Consider the following 15447-nt stretch of genomic DNA (forward strand, 5'->3'; position numbering starts at 1 on the left):
AAAAAACGCAAACTTCTAATCAAAAGAGGCTTGCGTTTTTTTAACTAACATTTTTCCACTTTTCCTCATTAACCAATAGAAAGAAAACCGTTTTTTCGTTTTGGGGTGTTATAAAATGCTTAAGTTGATGGGCATGCGTTCTAGCCCCAAAGGAAATGGAACGAACATTTCTGGTGAATAAAAATAATACATGATAAAAACCTCCCTAAAATTTCATATGTGATTCATCTGTACTTTGTTAGAGAAATTCTTATTCCTGAACAAAAATAAGACTGTCCGTAATTAGGACAGTCTTACTGATTTATATACTTAATAAATTACTTTACTATCTTTCGGTAATTTTCTTACATGCTTTAAATAACTCGTCACTTTGTTATCATCATCTTGCGGATATTGATATTCATAAGTGTTAGCAATTTCGTTCGCAACTTCTCTAAATAGATCTCCCATTACAAAAAATGACTCCCAAATATTTTCATATTCTGCATTAGAAAATGTCCTTTTAAATTGCTCCCACGTATCTTTTTCAAGATATTGTTCGAAATACTTCCCAAACTTCCCAGCATTAACTGTAAACTCTGTTTTCATACCAATATACCACTCTAGCATTACAACCAACATATCTCGCATTGGGCCTTCAAGCATTCCTTTCGCATAAGAAAGTTCCTCTCTCCATAAGCCTTTCCCTACATTTGTACTGCACCACCAAAATTCATTACAGCAATCCAAAAACTCTTTTTCTGTAGGCTTTTTTATTAAGTAATCTTTATCGCTTGCTGGCGGAAATTCTCCAATACAATTGTCTTTATCCAGTAGTAATTTACTTAAACTATCCTGTCCAATAAATTTATTTATTAAATCCACTGGAACTAGCATTAAATCAATCCGGTTTCCATCCATAAACTGCATTAAATACGGAAATTTCCCGTCTTCATCTGCTGGAACTAACGACATTTCTTCCGGCATTTGCACAATCATTATTTCTCCAAATCTATGAATCCAACTATGATTACACGTAAAAGATTGTATATCTTTTACAACATAAATAATATCATAGTCTTGGAAACAATCTTTTTTCACATTTGGATTCACACGTGACCCATTCATAATGACAGCTCGAATTCTTTCATCTTCTTTTGCTGTATTTATAATTAAGTCTAGCATTTCTTTTTCAGTTCTCATCTATTCCTAACCTCCAATTTTTTATATAAACTTATATTGTTATGTATGTTGGAGGTCCTCGGGCTAACTTTGTTACACACGATACATGTTATAATTTTTGAAACATCTTTTTCATTTTCTCTCCTCCTATTTTTTTATATCTATTCTTCTGAATCGTTCACATACAAGCAATATATCATCAGAAAATTCATGCCCCACTTCATTCAATTTGCTTCTGAAATATCTTTCATGAATCTCCTTCCAATTTTTATAGCTTTCGTCCCCTTCAGCAATTGCAAACTCTTCTGTAATTTCATTCATAGGTACTATTGTTACTTCAATCGTTTTTACAATTGCTACTGGATTTTCATCGTGATCCAAAATAACAGAGTAGTCCTCTGTAGTGGGTAACGGTATATTCTTTAATTCATAGAAGAGATATGCAGAACAAGTTGCCGTTTTCGTTCCGTCAACTACTTGCTTAGCAAGACGATCTGGGGTATCGCCAAATTTCCATGCACTCACCGATTTTGGTATCTCAGCATCTTTCCAATACTCCGCCCAATATTGTTGCGCTGCTTCATTCATTATCTCTCACTCCCCTAAACTCTACTATAAGTGTACTAGACTTTCGAACCGTATCACTCTTTTACGACTGCCATTACAAACCCATCGTACCCTTTACTTCCTACAGTTTGAAGCGCAGTAGCACTTACACGTGGCTCTGCAGCTATTAATTCATAGAATCGGCGTATCCCTTGTACACGAGGATCTTTACTCGTATTGTCAATAACTTCTCCTTCACGTACTACGTTATCCCCAATAATTACAGTACCAGGGCGTGATAGTTTCAGTGCCCATTCAAAATAAGCCGGGTTATTTTGTTTATCAGCGTCTATGAAAATAAAATCAAATGGTTCATAATTCTCATTTTCGATTTGCCGTAAAGAATCTAAAGCTAATCCTACTCGTACTTCAATTTTATCATTCAAATTGGCACGCTCAATATTGTTACGTGCAATTTCTGCATGTTTTTCATTTGCTTCCAATGTAACAACTCGGCCCCAAGATGGCAACCCCCTCGCAAGCCATATCGTGCTATATCCGCCTAGAGTACCAATTTCTAAAATGTTATGCGCTCCTTGAATTTGTACTAATAGTTTTAAAAACTTACCTTGCGTTGGCGATACATCATGTGCCGGCAAATTAGCTGCAGCATTTGCTTGAAGAACTTCTTCTAATGTAGAATCTCTCGGTATTAATACATCACTCACATACTGATCAACAGCCGTCCATTTCTCAATCGTACTCATGTAAATACCATCCCCTTCAATTTCTCAATGCTTTTCTACCATTCACTTTCGATTATATCGAAAATTCCGTTTTATATACAAAAAAGAAAGAAGGGACATCCACTCCATTACAGAATAGATATCCCTTCTTTGTTTATAAATTTATCCCTTACGGATTAGTAGACCAAAGTCCAGCAGATTTAATAAATGTACGTTTATTTAATTTTAGCTGCGCTACGATAAACTCTGCAATATCTTCCGCTTGCATTACTTTATCAGGGTTTCCATCAGTTAATCCTAAGTCTACAGCCATGTCAGTTGCTACTGTACTTGGAGTTAAAGCTGTTACACGAATGTTATGTTTACGAACTTCCATCGCTAACGATTCTGTTAAGCCAAGAACACCAAATTTAGAAGCACTATATGCACTTGTTACAGGCGCGCCTTTTTGTCCTGCTGTAGATGAAATATTAATAATATCACCAGATTGTTGTTCAATCATGCTTGGTAAAGCGGCACGAGTTGCATAGTATACACCCATTAAGTTTACTTGAATGATTTTTTCCCAATCAGCAACTTCTAGTTCTAAAAACTTACCGAACTTAGAAATGCCAGCGTTATTAATTAAAATATCGATAGATCCTAAACCATTTTTTAACGTTTCAATTGCAGTAGTCACCTCTTCATATGAAGATACATCAGCAGTCGCAATAACAGCTTTTACGCCTTCTGCTTCTACTTCTTTCGCAACTGCTTTTAAGTTTTCTTCTGAACGTGCTAAAAGACCTACATTTACGCCTTCTTTCGCTAATGCGATCGCTACAGCACGACCAATACCTCTACCTGCTCCTGTAATTAAAGCATTTTTACCTTGTAATAATTCTGCCAAGTATAACACTCCTTAATCTTCTCAGTTGTTTATTATATTAAAAGTGTATCTATGTTTATGTAAAAAGGCAATGATGCACTTTCATGTGCGTAGGTTACTTATAAGTAACTATAGTAATGGTAAATGCAGTTTTAAAGAAAAATAGTGTTAGAAGGTTCTCCTCCTAACACTATTTTTCTTCATAATTAGGAATACGCACAATAAATTTTGTACCATTTCCTTCCTCACTTTCGGCCTTTATTTCTCCTTGATGAAGATCGAGTACTTTTTTTACAATCGCTAAACCTAAGCCACTTCCTCCATAAGCACGGTTCCGTGAAGAATCCGCTTTATAAAAACGCTCAAAAATATGTTGTTTCTGTTCTTCTGACATACCAATTCCCGTATCATGAATACATACTTCTACGAATCCCTCGTGTTCTTTCAACTGAATTGTAATCGTACCACTACTTGGAGTAAATTTAATACTATTATGAATTAAATTTATCCATACTTGACTCATACTTTCTTGGTCGGCAATAATGTGCACTTTTTCTAAATCAAGGTCTAACTCAATTTCTTTTTCATCCCAAAGTGGTTCACTATTTAATACAACTTGCTTTAACTGCTGATCTAATCGATAAGTCACTCTTTCTGGTACATACTCTTCCGACTCTAAAAGAGTTAGCTTCAGTAAATTTTGACTCAGTTTAGATAATCTCGTTGTTTCAGTTTCAATAATGGTAAGGTAATGCTTTCTTTTTTCTTCAGAAAGGTTATTATCTTGTAGCGCTCTAGCAAATCCTTTTATAGACGTTAATGGTGACTGTATTTCATGAGAGACATTCGATACAAACTCCTGGCGCAGTTTCTCCATCGCATTCAGTTCATCTGTCATATCATTTATACTCTTTACGAGCACCCCAATTTCTCCATCATACTTTTCTTCATTTCGTATTTTTACGGAGAAATCTCCTTTTGTAATTTTTTGTATCGGTTCAATAATACTCCAAATCATCGCCTCTCGCTTCGGTCTCATTAAAATTCCGATTAATGTCCAAATAAGAACAATAAAAACAAAGCCCACCATATCACTAATTAGAAACGTAACAAAAGGAGATACGTTTATTTCAAAAGCTTTCATTATACTGGACGATACAAAAAATGCTATAGACCAAATTATTGTTAGAAAAGAAAAGAGCGCTATTATCGCCCCTATTACTTTTAACATCTTCACCTTACTCATTCTTTTTCTTTGTCTCATTTACTTACCTCTAAGCGATACCCTAAGCCCCTTATCGTCCTTATACTAAACTTCGATAGCTCTTCTTGAAACTTTTCACGCAACCGATTAATATGAACGTCTAGCGTGCGTTCATTCCCTTCAAAATCATATCCCCATACGTCTTCAATTAATTGCTCTCTTGAACAAGTTCTTCCCGCTTTAGATCCTAATGTAAAGAGCAACTCAAATTCTTTTAGCGGCAGCGTCACCGTTTGTTCTCCCGCGTTAACTTCAAATGTTTTACGATTTAACAGTACATTCCCAACTTGAATAGATTGCGATACTGTAATTTGGTAACGTTTCAATAAAGCCTTTACTCTCACAACTAATTCTAAAGGATCAAATGGTTTCACAAGATAATCATCTGTTCCAAGGTGAAATCCTTTTATCTTTTGAGATGTTTCACCTTTAGCAGTCAGCATAAGAATTGGGATATCATAATATTTTCTTAATTCATAACACAAATCAAATCCATCCATATTCGGCATCATAATATCAAGAATCGCCATATCGACTTTCACTTCTTCTATTTTTCGAAGAGCATCTAATCCATCAACGGCCTCATATGTTTGAAAACCTTCTCGTTCCAAAAATACAGAAACAAGTTCTCTAATGTGCGGATCATCATCTACAATTAAAATTTTAGGTATCAAGGAATCATATCCTTTCTGCTTAACATACTTTTTAGCACTCTAAAATCAACAATCAGTGAAGTTTCCCCTCACTGATTGTTTTCATTCTATAATGCTCCTTCTTTAATTTTCAATTGTTGCATTGCAAATTCACGGTACATGTCATGTGTCCGTAATAACTCATCATGTGAGCCACTTCCTGTAAGATTCCCTTTTTCAATAAAGATAATTTTATCTGCATCTACAACAGTAGAAAGTCTATGTGCGATAACTAAAGTCGTTCTACCTTTCATTAAGTTATTTAATGCTTTCTGAACAACCGATTCCGATTTACTATCAAGACTTGAAGTCGCTTCATCTAACATAAGGATTTGCGGATTTCGTAGTAATGCTCGAGCAATCGCAATTCGTTGTCTTTGCCCTCCAGAAAGCTTCACACCACGCTCTCCAACTTCTGTTTCGTACCCACTTGGTAAATCATGAATAAACGCATCAACATACGCCATCGCCGCTACTTTTTCAATTTCTTCATCCGTCACTTCACCCTCAACACCGTAGCAAATATTATCGCGAATCGTTCCATCAATTAACGGACTATCTTGTGAAACGTAACCAATTTGACGTCGCCATGACTGTAATGAATATGCTGTAATTGGTTCTTTCCCTAATTTTATGAAACCACTAGTTGGCTCATAAAAACGTTCTAACAGCGAGAATAAAGTTGTTTTCCCGCTACCACTTGGTCCTACAATCGCTGTTACTTTTCCAGATTCAATCGTGAAGTCGATATTTTTCAACACTTTCTCTTTTTCGTTATACTCAAAATTCACATTTTCAATAACGATCGGCTGCTTCGCATTTGTAACATTCATACCTGTTTCATGATCTTCTACTTCATATTCTAAAATCGTATTAATTCTTTCGGTTGCACCAATTGCTTTTTGGAACTGAGTAAAGAACATAGATAACTGACTCATTGGCATAATAATTTGAACCAAATACAAAATAAATGCTACAAGTTCACCTGTTGTTAATGCACCGCTAGAAACTCGCATTCCACCATACCCTACGATAATAACAAGTAATGCCATTAAAACAAACGACATAACTGGTGAAATTAATGCTTGCACTTTTCCTTCTTTCAAACCAAATCGCAATAATTTTTGGATACCTGTATTCCCTGTTTCATATTCTCTTTTTTCCGTATTTGAAGATTTCACTAAACGAATTTCTGACAATACTTGTGTTAACACACTTGTAAACGAAGCTGTTTCATCTTGAAGTGCTTTTGAAATCTTATACATTTTCCGTCCAAGTGGAACTAAAATTAGTACCGATAATGGAATAACCGTTAAAAGTAAAATTGTCATTTTCCAGTCTAAAACAAATAATACAATTAATGACCCAATAATTGAGATACCGCCTGTTAATAAGTTTGACAAATGCTCAGAAATTAATGTTTTAACAACACCTGTATCATTCGTCATACGACTAATTGTATCTCCCGTTCTGTTTTGATCATAATAAGACACTGGTAAAATAAGTACCTTTTTCCACAATCGTTCCCTAAGTCCAGCCACAATTTTTTGTCCAATATAATTCAGTAAATAAATAGACAATCCCGCAGCAATTGTTTGAATAATAAAGAATGCAATTAATCCAACAATTTGTCCCGTACTAATTGAAGAAAGTGAAAAATTATCAACTAAACCTTTTGTCAGCATTGGAATAAACAAACTCGCTCCAGTAGAAAGTAAGCTCATTAATAATGCAAAAATAAGAATGCCTTTCGGTGGATTTGTATCTTGAATAAGACGTAAAAACTGCCTCCAATTCCCTTTTTTCTTTTCTGTATTCCTAACTTCCATTGTCGTTCATCTCCTCGTTATAAACAAAACTATTATCTCTAAAACTAGAATACGCTATAAATGTAAACTGAATGTAAACACACTTTTTCTATTTTTACAAAATATACATATAAACTCATCTTTACAACAAGTGTAAATATCTGATATTATTACCTGGTACTTATTATTCTATGTGAATTATAGACTACACATAGAATAATAATAACTGATTTTATCAATTAGCTAATTTAAAATACTATATTAATCTCCAGTTATTGAAAGGAGTATCCTTTTTGCAAACAAATAAACATTCCGAAAAGGAAACAATCATTTTTATTCATGGATTAGTTGGAAATCGTCGCGCCTTCAAAAAAGAGCATAAACGATTTTCTGCATCCTACAACATTATAACTTATGACTTATTAGGTCACGGCGACGATAAAGGAGAAGCTATCGACTTTTCAATACAGCGCCTCGTAGATCAATTATTGAACTTGTATGAAAAAGAGGGAATTAAAAAGGCTCATATTTGTGCTCTAAGCTATGGCTGTTATATCTCTACGACATTTGCACAAATGCACCCAGAAAAAGTATTGAGCATTTGTCATATTGGTGGACATTATAATAACCCTTCTCGTTTATATAATGTTTTTCAGAATTTTTGGGAAAAACGCGGTGATGAATATTCATCTTGGCTTTCTCAGTATGCTAGTACTATTTTTCCAAGTGGAATACTAAGGGCAAATCCGTTCGCTGTTATTTCACGAAATATTTATTACCGTTTCGGATTACAATTACACTCGTCCATTATTGCTGAGTCATTACGACACCGCTTAGAATTCGACTTGAAATCTAAATTAAAAGCACTTCCCCATCCTATATTATGGGTGATGGGAGAACATGATCATCTCTATAAATCTTGTCTCTTTGATTTGAAGTCCATTCTTCCGAACGTTTTATATAAAGAAATTCCATTAGCAGGTCATGCAGCAAACTTATTCCGTCCAAACTATTTTCATGATTTATATGCTAAGTTTTTGCATGGACAATTGACATAAAGTGAAACTTTAATCAGCGGGGGTTTATCCATCCCCCGCTGATCATTACCCCGCAAATAGCGGGATACATACTACTATACTGACATTTTATCCAACTATGAAAAAGGCTTCCCAAGTTTCCCTGGAAAGCCTTTTCTCTATACGAATAGTATATAAAATACTTCTTCTTAGTATGCTTTTGTGTAACCTAAAATGTGCTTACTCCAGTAAGAGTTGCTTACAGAGCTAATGCGTACACCAGTTGCGTCAGTTTCTGCACTGATGAACTGTCCATTACCTAAATAAACGCCCATGTGAGAAGGACCTGATTTATAAGTATTTTGGAAGTATACTAAATCACCTGGTTGTGGATTGCTAGTTTTTGTTTTAGAGCTCCAGTATCCAGCAACTGTTTGACGAGCGCCTGAATGACCAGTTTGATTTAATACGTAGTGAATGAATCCACTGCAGTCAAAACCAGCAGGTGTTGTACCAGCAGTTCTGTATGGTGAACCATTTAATGATCTAGCGAATCCAGCGATTGAAGATGTATCTCCACCTGTTGGTGCTGTTGGTTTTTGTACTTGATTAGTACCTTCGTTACCACCAGTAACTACATTGTTCACTCCGCCTTTTACAAACTTCACAAAGTCTGCACTTACGTAACCTGTACGGCCGTTATGGTTAATTTTATACCAACCATTTTCAGCGCCAGTAACGTTTAATACTGTACCGTTTGTTACCCCACCAATTACAGGGTTATATGTAGCTGGACCTGTACGTACTTTTAAAGCTCCTGTATTAACAACATATGAACCACCAGTTTGAACTGTAGTAGTATTGTTGTTGTTTGTAGTTGGTTGCTGTGTTTCGTTAGATACAGCTGAACCACCTTTTGTTACGAAGTCTTTACTTACGTATCCAGTTCCACCATTGAAGTTAATTTTAAACCAATCTTGAACTTCACCTACAACTTGAACTGTTTTCCCTTTATTTACAGAACCTAAAACAGTATGAGATGCACTTGGGCCTGTACGTACGTTTAGTGAAGAAACGTTTACTGTGTAAGTACCTGTTCCTTGTTGAACAGTAGTTCCTTTATTGCCACCAGTTGTTACGAAGTCCCCACTTACATAACCTGTTTGACCATTTACACTAACTTTGAACCAACCGTTTTCTTGTCCAATTACTTGAAGTACTTGACCTGCTTTTACTTTAGAAATAACGTCATGTCCTGTACCAGCACCTGAACGTACATTTAATACATCAGCTGTCACCGTGTATTTTAATTCAGAAGTTGTTTCTACCTTTTTTGTTTCAGTTACAGTCGTTTGAGTTTGAGTTTGTGTTTGTCCATTAATTTCTTTTAGCGCATCATTTGAAACTTGTGCATGGGCAGAATCCATTCCTGGAACTGCTACGCCTACTACAGATGCTGCTGCTAAACCTGCGATTACTTTTTTCATAAGTTGTCTTTACTTCCTTTCCCTACTATCCTCTTGAGAAAAACTATAAACTTAGTACTTTACAATATTATCAAAGTAAAATATTCATCCAGTTCCATTTTTTAGCAAGAGTTTTATTTTTCACACGTCGTTTATTTTAAACGATTGAAGTGACTTTCGTGTGAACTTCATGTGAACTTTACCATTAAACTGTGTGTTTTTGCAACGATTTTCTCAAATTTCTTATGTATTACATCAAAATTTAAAATTCCCTAAGTTATTTCAATATAGATTTTACATTTTTTATCTAATATAGAAATTCCATTAATCTAATACATAAACACAATATATTTTTCTAGAAAGTTCTTTTTCATGAGACACACTCTTATCATGACAAAAAACACTTTATTTATCAATAGTATAATATTTTAAGCAAATGAATTCTCTATACTATGTATGATTTTAAACAAGGTGATGATTTGTAAGATTTCACGCACAAAAATCCCATCCCACTCGTGAGCACTCCCATTCCAAAAACACAATTGACTATTTTGTTTCCCTACTAAACATGGAATTATTAGGGTTTTATTGATAGAATATGTATAATCACATAAAAAGAGGAGTTGCATTTGTGGAAAAAATAATAGACGATCACATAAATAATAATATCGAACTTTACTATGCTCTTACTCACTTATTATCGTTTACAACACTTAAAAAGGTAACAATCATTGAAACAAAGAAAAACGAACTAAAAGAGCAAATGAAAACAATTCAGCATACAAACTCATACCATGTATAAAAAGGTGAACAGATTATATCTCTGTTCACCTTGTATTTTTTATTTTATTTGTAAATTTTCACACGAGCTTCTAATGGCTGATATTCTTTATCTCCTGCAGAAACTACTGGTTTACCAAATGGCATTTGCGCAGTTAACTTCCAGTTTCCAGGTACATCCCATTCTTTCCTTACTTCTTCATCAATCAACGGATTATAATGCTGTAGTGTAGCACCAAAACCTTCAATCTCTAATGCTGTCCAAATCGCAAATTGCAACATTCCAGAAGATTGCTGAGACCATGTAGGAAAATTATCTTTGTATAGTGCAAAGTTCTCTTGCAAACTTTCTACTACTTTACTATCTTCGAAATACAAAACTGTTCCATAGCCACTTTTAAATGCATTCATTTTTTCTTCAGTAGGTGCAAAATTATTTTCAGGTACAATTTTTCGTAACGTTTCTTTCGTAACATTCCATAATTTGTCGTGTTGTTCACCTAGTAATACAACAACTCTTGCACTTTGAGAATTAAAAGCCGAAGGTGTATGTTTCACAGCATGATAAATCACTTCTTGAATTCTTTCATCAGAAACTACTTGCTCTTTACTAATCGCGTAAATAGATCTTCTGTCTTCAATTGCTGAGTAAAAATCTTTTGCCATTACAATTCCCTCCAATTTTCATTTGAGGCAGTATCATATGTACGAAGCATATAACGCCTCTCAAACTTATTATTAATAAGTTCTTAACTTAATAATATCAACAAACAAAAACAAACTCAAATGATATCACTTGAGTTTTCACTTCCTATACATCAAAAAATAAAAAAACAGTTTATTGTCACCAAAATCAAGGTTCAATAAACTGTCTGTCTTATTTTTATAACAATCTCATTTACTTTTTTCTTCACCTAATTAAGCAATTGAAATGCATAGAACATTAATTTATTTGTTTCTGTAAAACGTTTTGTTTTACTTTTTGTCCCCATAACAACTGTAATAATGCGATTATCGCCTTGTTTTGCAGTACCTGTAAAACAATACCCTGCGCTATCTGTAAATCCTGTTTTTAATCCGTCTATTCCTTCTATATATAAAGCTTTATTATTTTTGTTTAACATCTCATTTGTGCTTGTAACATTAACATTATTAAATGCTAACTGACTTTGACGTAAGTGAGTCACTTCTAATATCTCTGGGTAGTCTTTTATAAGATGATACGCTAATTTTGCTACGTCAGCTGCTGTCATTTTTGTTTCACTTCCGTCGGGCTCCTGTAATCCGGAAGCATTCGCGAATTTAGCTTTATCTGACATTTCTAACCGCTGGGCTTTTTCATTCATAAGTTGAACAAAGTTTTTTTCCGTCTTAGCTATATGTTCTGCTAAAGCGACAGCCGAATTATTAGCCGATTCAATCATTAACGCTTGATATAAGTCCTTAACAGTTAATGTATCATCTACTTGCATTGGGATTTTTGCACCCTCTGTTTGTGCCGATTTCGCACTTATTTTCACTGGATCTTCCCAGCGGACTTTCCCATTATGTATACTCTCTAAAACGAGATATGCTGTCATCATTTTTGACATACTAGCAGGGGCAACAGCTTCATTTTCATTATTTTGATAAATAACTTCTCCATTACTCGCATCGATAATAATAGCTGCTTTTGCATCAATTTCTGGTGGTATATATTTTGGTGGAACTACTTTTTCAGATAGCCCTGTTTTAGGTAGCTCTGCCACTTGTAAAGGCTGAGTATCTACATTTGTTTCACTCTTTTGAACTCCTTGGAAAAAGAACCAACATATACCCAGAATTACTACTAATAGGATTGTTAATCTTCCCCATTTTAACCGCTTCATTCTAAAACTCCTTTAGCAAACCTTTTATACACTCATGTTTAACCATAACAACAATTACTTTATATCGTCAAGGTAAAAAGCATATTTATTCATCTACAGCAATTATAATTTCAACCTCTTTCTCTTTTCATATGTGTTACACTAAAAATAACGAAATATAAGAATATTCAATAACATCTAAGCGCAAAAACACTATATAATAGAAAGGGTTTATACAAATGATACTTCCAAAAGCATTAAAATATGGCGATACAATTGGTATCTACTCTCCTTCTTCACCAGTAACCTTTACTTCTCCAAAGCGATTTGAGCGAGCAAAATTATACTTACAAAAGAAAGGATTTCATATATTAGAAGGTTCACTAACAGGTCAATATGATTATTATCGTTCAGGGAGCATTAAAGATCGCGCTGAGGAACTAAATGAATTGATTAGAAACCCTAACGTTTCTTGTATCATGTCGACAATTGGGGGAATGAATTCAAATTCATTATTACCTTATATTGATTATGCTTCTTTTCAAAAAAACTCTAAAATAATGATTGGCTATTCAGATGCAACAGCGTTATTATTAGGAATTTATGCAAAAACAGGAATCCCTACATTTTATGGTCCAGCACTCGTTCCTTCTTTTGGTGAATTTGAGCCTTTCGTAGATTGCACATACAAATATTTTGCGGATACTTTATTAACTGATCAACACCTTCCTTACAACATAAACCAGCCGTTATTTTGGTCAGATGAATTTATTAATTGGGAAGAAAAAACGAAAGAAAAAGATCTTCGACCGAACAATTGGATTTCAGTAATTGGCGGAAAAGCTACTGGACGTATTATTGGTGGAAATTTAAACACTTTACAAGGTATTTGGGGCAGCCCCTATATGCCACGTATTCAAGAAGGTGACATTCTCTTTATTGAAGATAGCTCAAAAGATGCAGCTACTATCGAAAGAAGTTTTTCATTACTTAAAATTAACGGCGTTTTTGATAAAGTTTCAGGTATCATCCTTGGAAAACATGAGCAATTTGATGATTGTGGTACAAATAGAAAACCTTACGAAATATTATTAGAAGTATTACAAAATCAAAAACTTCCTTTTCTAGCCGATTTTGATTGTTGTCATACTCATCCAATGATTACTTTGCCAATAGGTATTCAAGTAGAGATGGATGCAACAAATAAAACGATACAAATTATAGAACAGTGGAAAATCTAACTCTACTACCTCTATTATTTTCATCTCTAAAGCTACGTATTGCATTCTATTGTTTTACATTAGAAGACATGATACTATATATTTTGGAATGTGAAGGAATAAACAAAAATCATTTCAATATGCCTTATATATAATAAGAAGCTATTGATTATATACATCGAGTTTACATACGTGTATATAAAGTAAAAGAGAGTGAATATATGAAACCAACTATTAAAAACTATGTATTTTTACATGTGGCCTTCTTGATATATTCTATCATTATGGTTTACATGAAATGGGCAGCTCAATTCCCTATTGCATCAATTTCATTTTTTATTGCTTACTTTGGACTTGTTGTACTTTTATTCGGATATGCAATTCTATGGCAACAAGTCATTAAGAATTTTGAAATTTCTAGAGCATATTCACACCGTGGGATTATAATACTATGGTCAATGCTTTGGTCAGTATTCCTTTTTGGAGATACGATACAGTGGAATCACATACTTGGCGCAGCTATTATTATCGTCGGAATTGTGGTGGTGACAAAAGATGAATAGTTATATGCTATTGTTGATTTTTGGAATCGTTTTAGCCAATTACTCACAAATTTTATTAAAAAAAGCTACTTTACAGCAATATGATTCTAGATTAAAAGAATATGTAAATCCGTATGTTATTATCGGTTACTCTTTATTTGTACTTAACGCAGGGCTCAATATTATTGCCTTAAAGGGCCTATCAATAAATCAAGTCTCTGCATTAGAGTCATTAAGTTATATCATCATATTAATTTTCGGTTGGTATTTCTTAGGAGAGAGAATAACAAAAAGAAAAGTCCTTGGGAATATTATCATCTTAATAGGCGTTGTTGTATATTTTATAAAATAATCGTTTATATAAAAAAGACCCGTTTATGATAAACAGGTCTTTTTTATTTTATTATTGCCCTAAATTTTGAACCTTATCTTTTAAATCCTGAACTTGTTCTATCGTCTGCATAAGCTCAGAGTTTTTAAACTGCTCTACATTCATTTTTCCTTCCTCTATCTTTTGCATAGATGTATCAATTAATGTATTTAACTTTTCATTATACCCGACGATTTGCTGGTGAAGATCCTTCGCTACATCCGGTGGTGTTAATTCATTAAAAGCTGGTATATCTTGTTTAATTTCAGTAAGTTTCGTTTCTAATTCTTTTCGAGCTTCTCCATCATTAACAGCTTTTTCAGCCAATGCTGGTGCTTCGTTTGCAAATGCACTTATTTCATTTACATAGTCTGTCGCTTTTTGAGCGTAATCTATGGAGTTCTTCCCTTCCTCTACTAGCGAACATCCCATCAAACCAATTGAAACTACAATTGAAAGTAACATTGTTTTTGTAAACTTCATTTTTACCTCCTAAATAATTGTCATACTTTTATTCATTTATAAACACTTTGTTTTCTTCTTATACACCTTATCACATCATATCTTATTTTTTAATCTCCCTCTTATACATTCTAGAAAAATCATTATTATCCTGTTCAACATGTACCTCGAAACTATCTTCATTTAAATATAAAAACAGACATACTTATTTTAAGTACGTCTGTTTTCAAGGTCAGTATGATTCCCACTAATTAAAGTTTCACTTTATCCTCTTACGTGCCCTATTACCGTTACAATATCTATGTCTATATGTACACTAATAATATCTTCTATAATGTCCGTATATCCTTGCCCTAAAGCTGTTCCGTAATGTAATACAATCTCTTTTTTTTCATAAACTGACTTCGGTATTGTAAAAATAAATTTCCTCATATCCCGTTCATCAGCAGGCTCCAGAATTAAAACAATGCCATCCTCTTCAAACATATAATCACGCCTTCCAACAATCCTTTCACTATGGCTCAGTATTGCCTTGAAAGACTATTTTTTAAACACCCTTTCTAACAATATATAACCATTTCATGATCAACTAGCTTATACGACCTATATGATTTCACCACAAATACAAAAAACACAAACCTTGAACTATCAAAAATTTG

Annotated in this window: 17 protein-coding genes; 5 read left to right on the top strand and 12 right to left on the bottom strand. The window is 33.9% G+C overall.

Annotation, left to right across the window (positions count from 1 at the left end):
• Window positions 1-309 precede the first annotated feature (309 nt).
• From QCI75_RS17290 to QCI75_RS17320, 7 genes are all read right to left on the bottom strand, one after another.
• Window positions 310-1182 carry an aminoglycoside 6-adenylyltransferase gene (locus tag QCI75_RS17290; protein WP_353760893.1) on the bottom strand — a complete coding sequence of 291 codons (873 nt, stop codon included), beginning with the start codon at window positions 1180-1182 and terminating at the stop codon, window positions 310-312.
• A 126-nt stretch (window positions 1183-1308) separates the two neighbouring features.
• Window positions 1309-1749: an ASCH domain-containing protein gene (locus QCI75_RS17295; RefSeq protein WP_144505984.1), complete on the bottom strand. Its 441-nt coding sequence runs from the start codon at window positions 1747-1749 to the stop codon at window positions 1309-1311.
• 53 nt (window positions 1750-1802) lie between these two features.
• Window positions 1803-2474, bottom strand: a complete 672-nt coding sequence (locus QCI75_RS17300) for an O-methyltransferase (RefSeq protein WP_353760894.1) — start codon at window positions 2472-2474, stop codon at window positions 1803-1805.
• 148 nt (window positions 2475-2622) lie between these two features.
• Complete coding sequence (locus tag QCI75_RS17305) at window positions 2623-3342, bottom strand: 3-ketoacyl-ACP reductase (protein ID WP_002012353.1); 720 nt, start codon at window positions 3340-3342, stop codon at window positions 2623-2625.
• Between the two features lie 169 nt (window positions 3343-3511).
• Complete coding sequence (gene hitS, locus QCI75_RS17310; RefSeq protein ID WP_144505986.1) at window positions 3512-4585, bottom strand: envelope stress sensor histidine kinase HitS; 1074 nt, start codon at window positions 4583-4585, stop codon at window positions 3512-3514.
• Window positions 4582-5259 carry an envelope stress response regulator transcription factor HitR gene (gene hitR / locus QCI75_RS17315; protein WP_144505987.1) on the bottom strand — a complete coding sequence of 226 codons (678 nt, stop codon included), beginning with the start codon at window positions 5257-5259 and terminating at the stop codon, window positions 4582-4584. Before hitR ends, hitS begins: the two co-directional genes overlap by 4 nt.
• An 86-nt stretch (window positions 5260-5345) precedes the next feature.
• The gene (locus QCI75_RS17320) at window positions 5346-7106 is read right to left on the bottom strand and encodes an ABC transporter ATP-binding protein (protein ID WP_144505988.1); all 1761 of its coding nucleotides are present in this window, start codon (window positions 7104-7106) and stop codon (window positions 5346-5348) included.
• 272 nt (window positions 7107-7378) lie between these two features.
• Between QCI75_RS17320 and QCI75_RS17325 the strand changes: the two genes are divergently transcribed.
• Window positions 7379-8143: an alpha/beta fold hydrolase gene (locus QCI75_RS17325; protein ID WP_144505989.1), complete on the top strand. Its 765-nt coding sequence runs from the start codon at window positions 7379-7381 to the stop codon at window positions 8141-8143.
• A 167-nt stretch (window positions 8144-8310) separates the two neighbouring features.
• Here the strand turns inward: QCI75_RS17325 and entFM are convergent, their stop codons facing one another.
• Window positions 8311-9588: an enterotoxin EntFM gene (gene entFM, locus QCI75_RS17330; RefSeq protein ID WP_353760895.1), complete on the bottom strand. Its 1278-nt coding sequence runs from the start codon at window positions 9586-9588 to the stop codon at window positions 8311-8313.
• A 610-nt stretch (window positions 9589-10198) separates the two neighbouring features.
• Between entFM and QCI75_RS17335 the strand changes: the two genes are divergently transcribed.
• Window positions 10199-10369 (top strand): hypothetical protein, encoded by a 171-nt coding sequence (locus QCI75_RS17335; protein ID WP_186320878.1) that lies wholly within the window; start codon window positions 10199-10201, stop codon window positions 10367-10369.
• Window positions 10370-10413: 44 nt separating this feature from the next.
• On the opposite strand, the gene QCI75_RS17340 is transcribed toward QCI75_RS17335, so the two are convergent.
• Both QCI75_RS17340 and QCI75_RS17345 read right to left on the bottom strand, forming a co-directional pair.
• Complete coding sequence (locus QCI75_RS17340; protein WP_144505991.1) at window positions 10414-11013, bottom strand: nitroreductase family protein; 600 nt, start codon at window positions 11011-11013, stop codon at window positions 10414-10416.
• A 248-nt stretch (window positions 11014-11261) separates the two neighbouring features.
• Window positions 11262-12215 carry a D-alanyl-D-alanine carboxypeptidase family protein gene (locus QCI75_RS17345; RefSeq protein WP_353760896.1) on the bottom strand — a complete coding sequence of 318 codons (954 nt, stop codon included), beginning with the start codon at window positions 12213-12215 and terminating at the stop codon, window positions 11262-11264.
• 218 nt (window positions 12216-12433) lie between these two features.
• On the opposite strand from QCI75_RS17345, the gene QCI75_RS17350 reads away from it, so the two are divergent.
• The 3 genes from QCI75_RS17350 (at window position 12434) to QCI75_RS17360 (ending at window position 14308) form a co-directional block, all read left to right on the top strand.
• Entirely contained in the window at window positions 12434-13435 is a 1002-nt protein-coding gene (locus QCI75_RS17350) for a S66 family peptidase (RefSeq protein WP_353760897.1), read from the top strand.
• Between the two features lie 200 nt (window positions 13436-13635).
• The gene (locus QCI75_RS17355) at window positions 13636-13977 is read left to right on the top strand and encodes an EamA family transporter (protein WP_070141862.1); all 342 of its coding nucleotides are present in this window, start codon (window positions 13636-13638) and stop codon (window positions 13975-13977) included.
• Window positions 13970-14308 (top strand): EamA family transporter, encoded by a 339-nt coding sequence (locus QCI75_RS17360; RefSeq protein ID WP_144507913.1) that lies wholly within the window; start codon window positions 13970-13972, stop codon window positions 14306-14308. The genes QCI75_RS17355 and QCI75_RS17360 overlap by 8 nt, the downstream gene beginning before the upstream one ends.
• 51 nt (window positions 14309-14359) lie before the next feature.
• Here QCI75_RS17360 and QCI75_RS17365 read toward each other — a convergent pair whose 3' ends face one another.
• Both QCI75_RS17365 and QCI75_RS17370 read right to left on the bottom strand, forming a co-directional pair.
• Window positions 14360-14809, bottom strand: a complete 450-nt coding sequence (locus QCI75_RS17365; protein ID WP_070141860.1) for a DUF6376 family protein — start codon at window positions 14807-14809, stop codon at window positions 14360-14362.
• 243 nt (window positions 14810-15052) lie between these two features.
• Window positions 15053-15274, bottom strand: a complete 222-nt coding sequence (locus QCI75_RS17370) for a hypothetical protein (RefSeq protein ID WP_070139152.1) — start codon at window positions 15272-15274, stop codon at window positions 15053-15055.
• Window positions 15275-15447 lie beyond the last annotated feature (173 nt).

This window comes from Bacillus cereus group sp. RP43 (assembly GCF_040459645.1).
Taxonomy (GTDB): domain Bacteria; phylum Bacillota; class Bacilli; order Bacillales; family Bacillaceae_G; genus Bacillus_A; species Bacillus_A mycoides_C.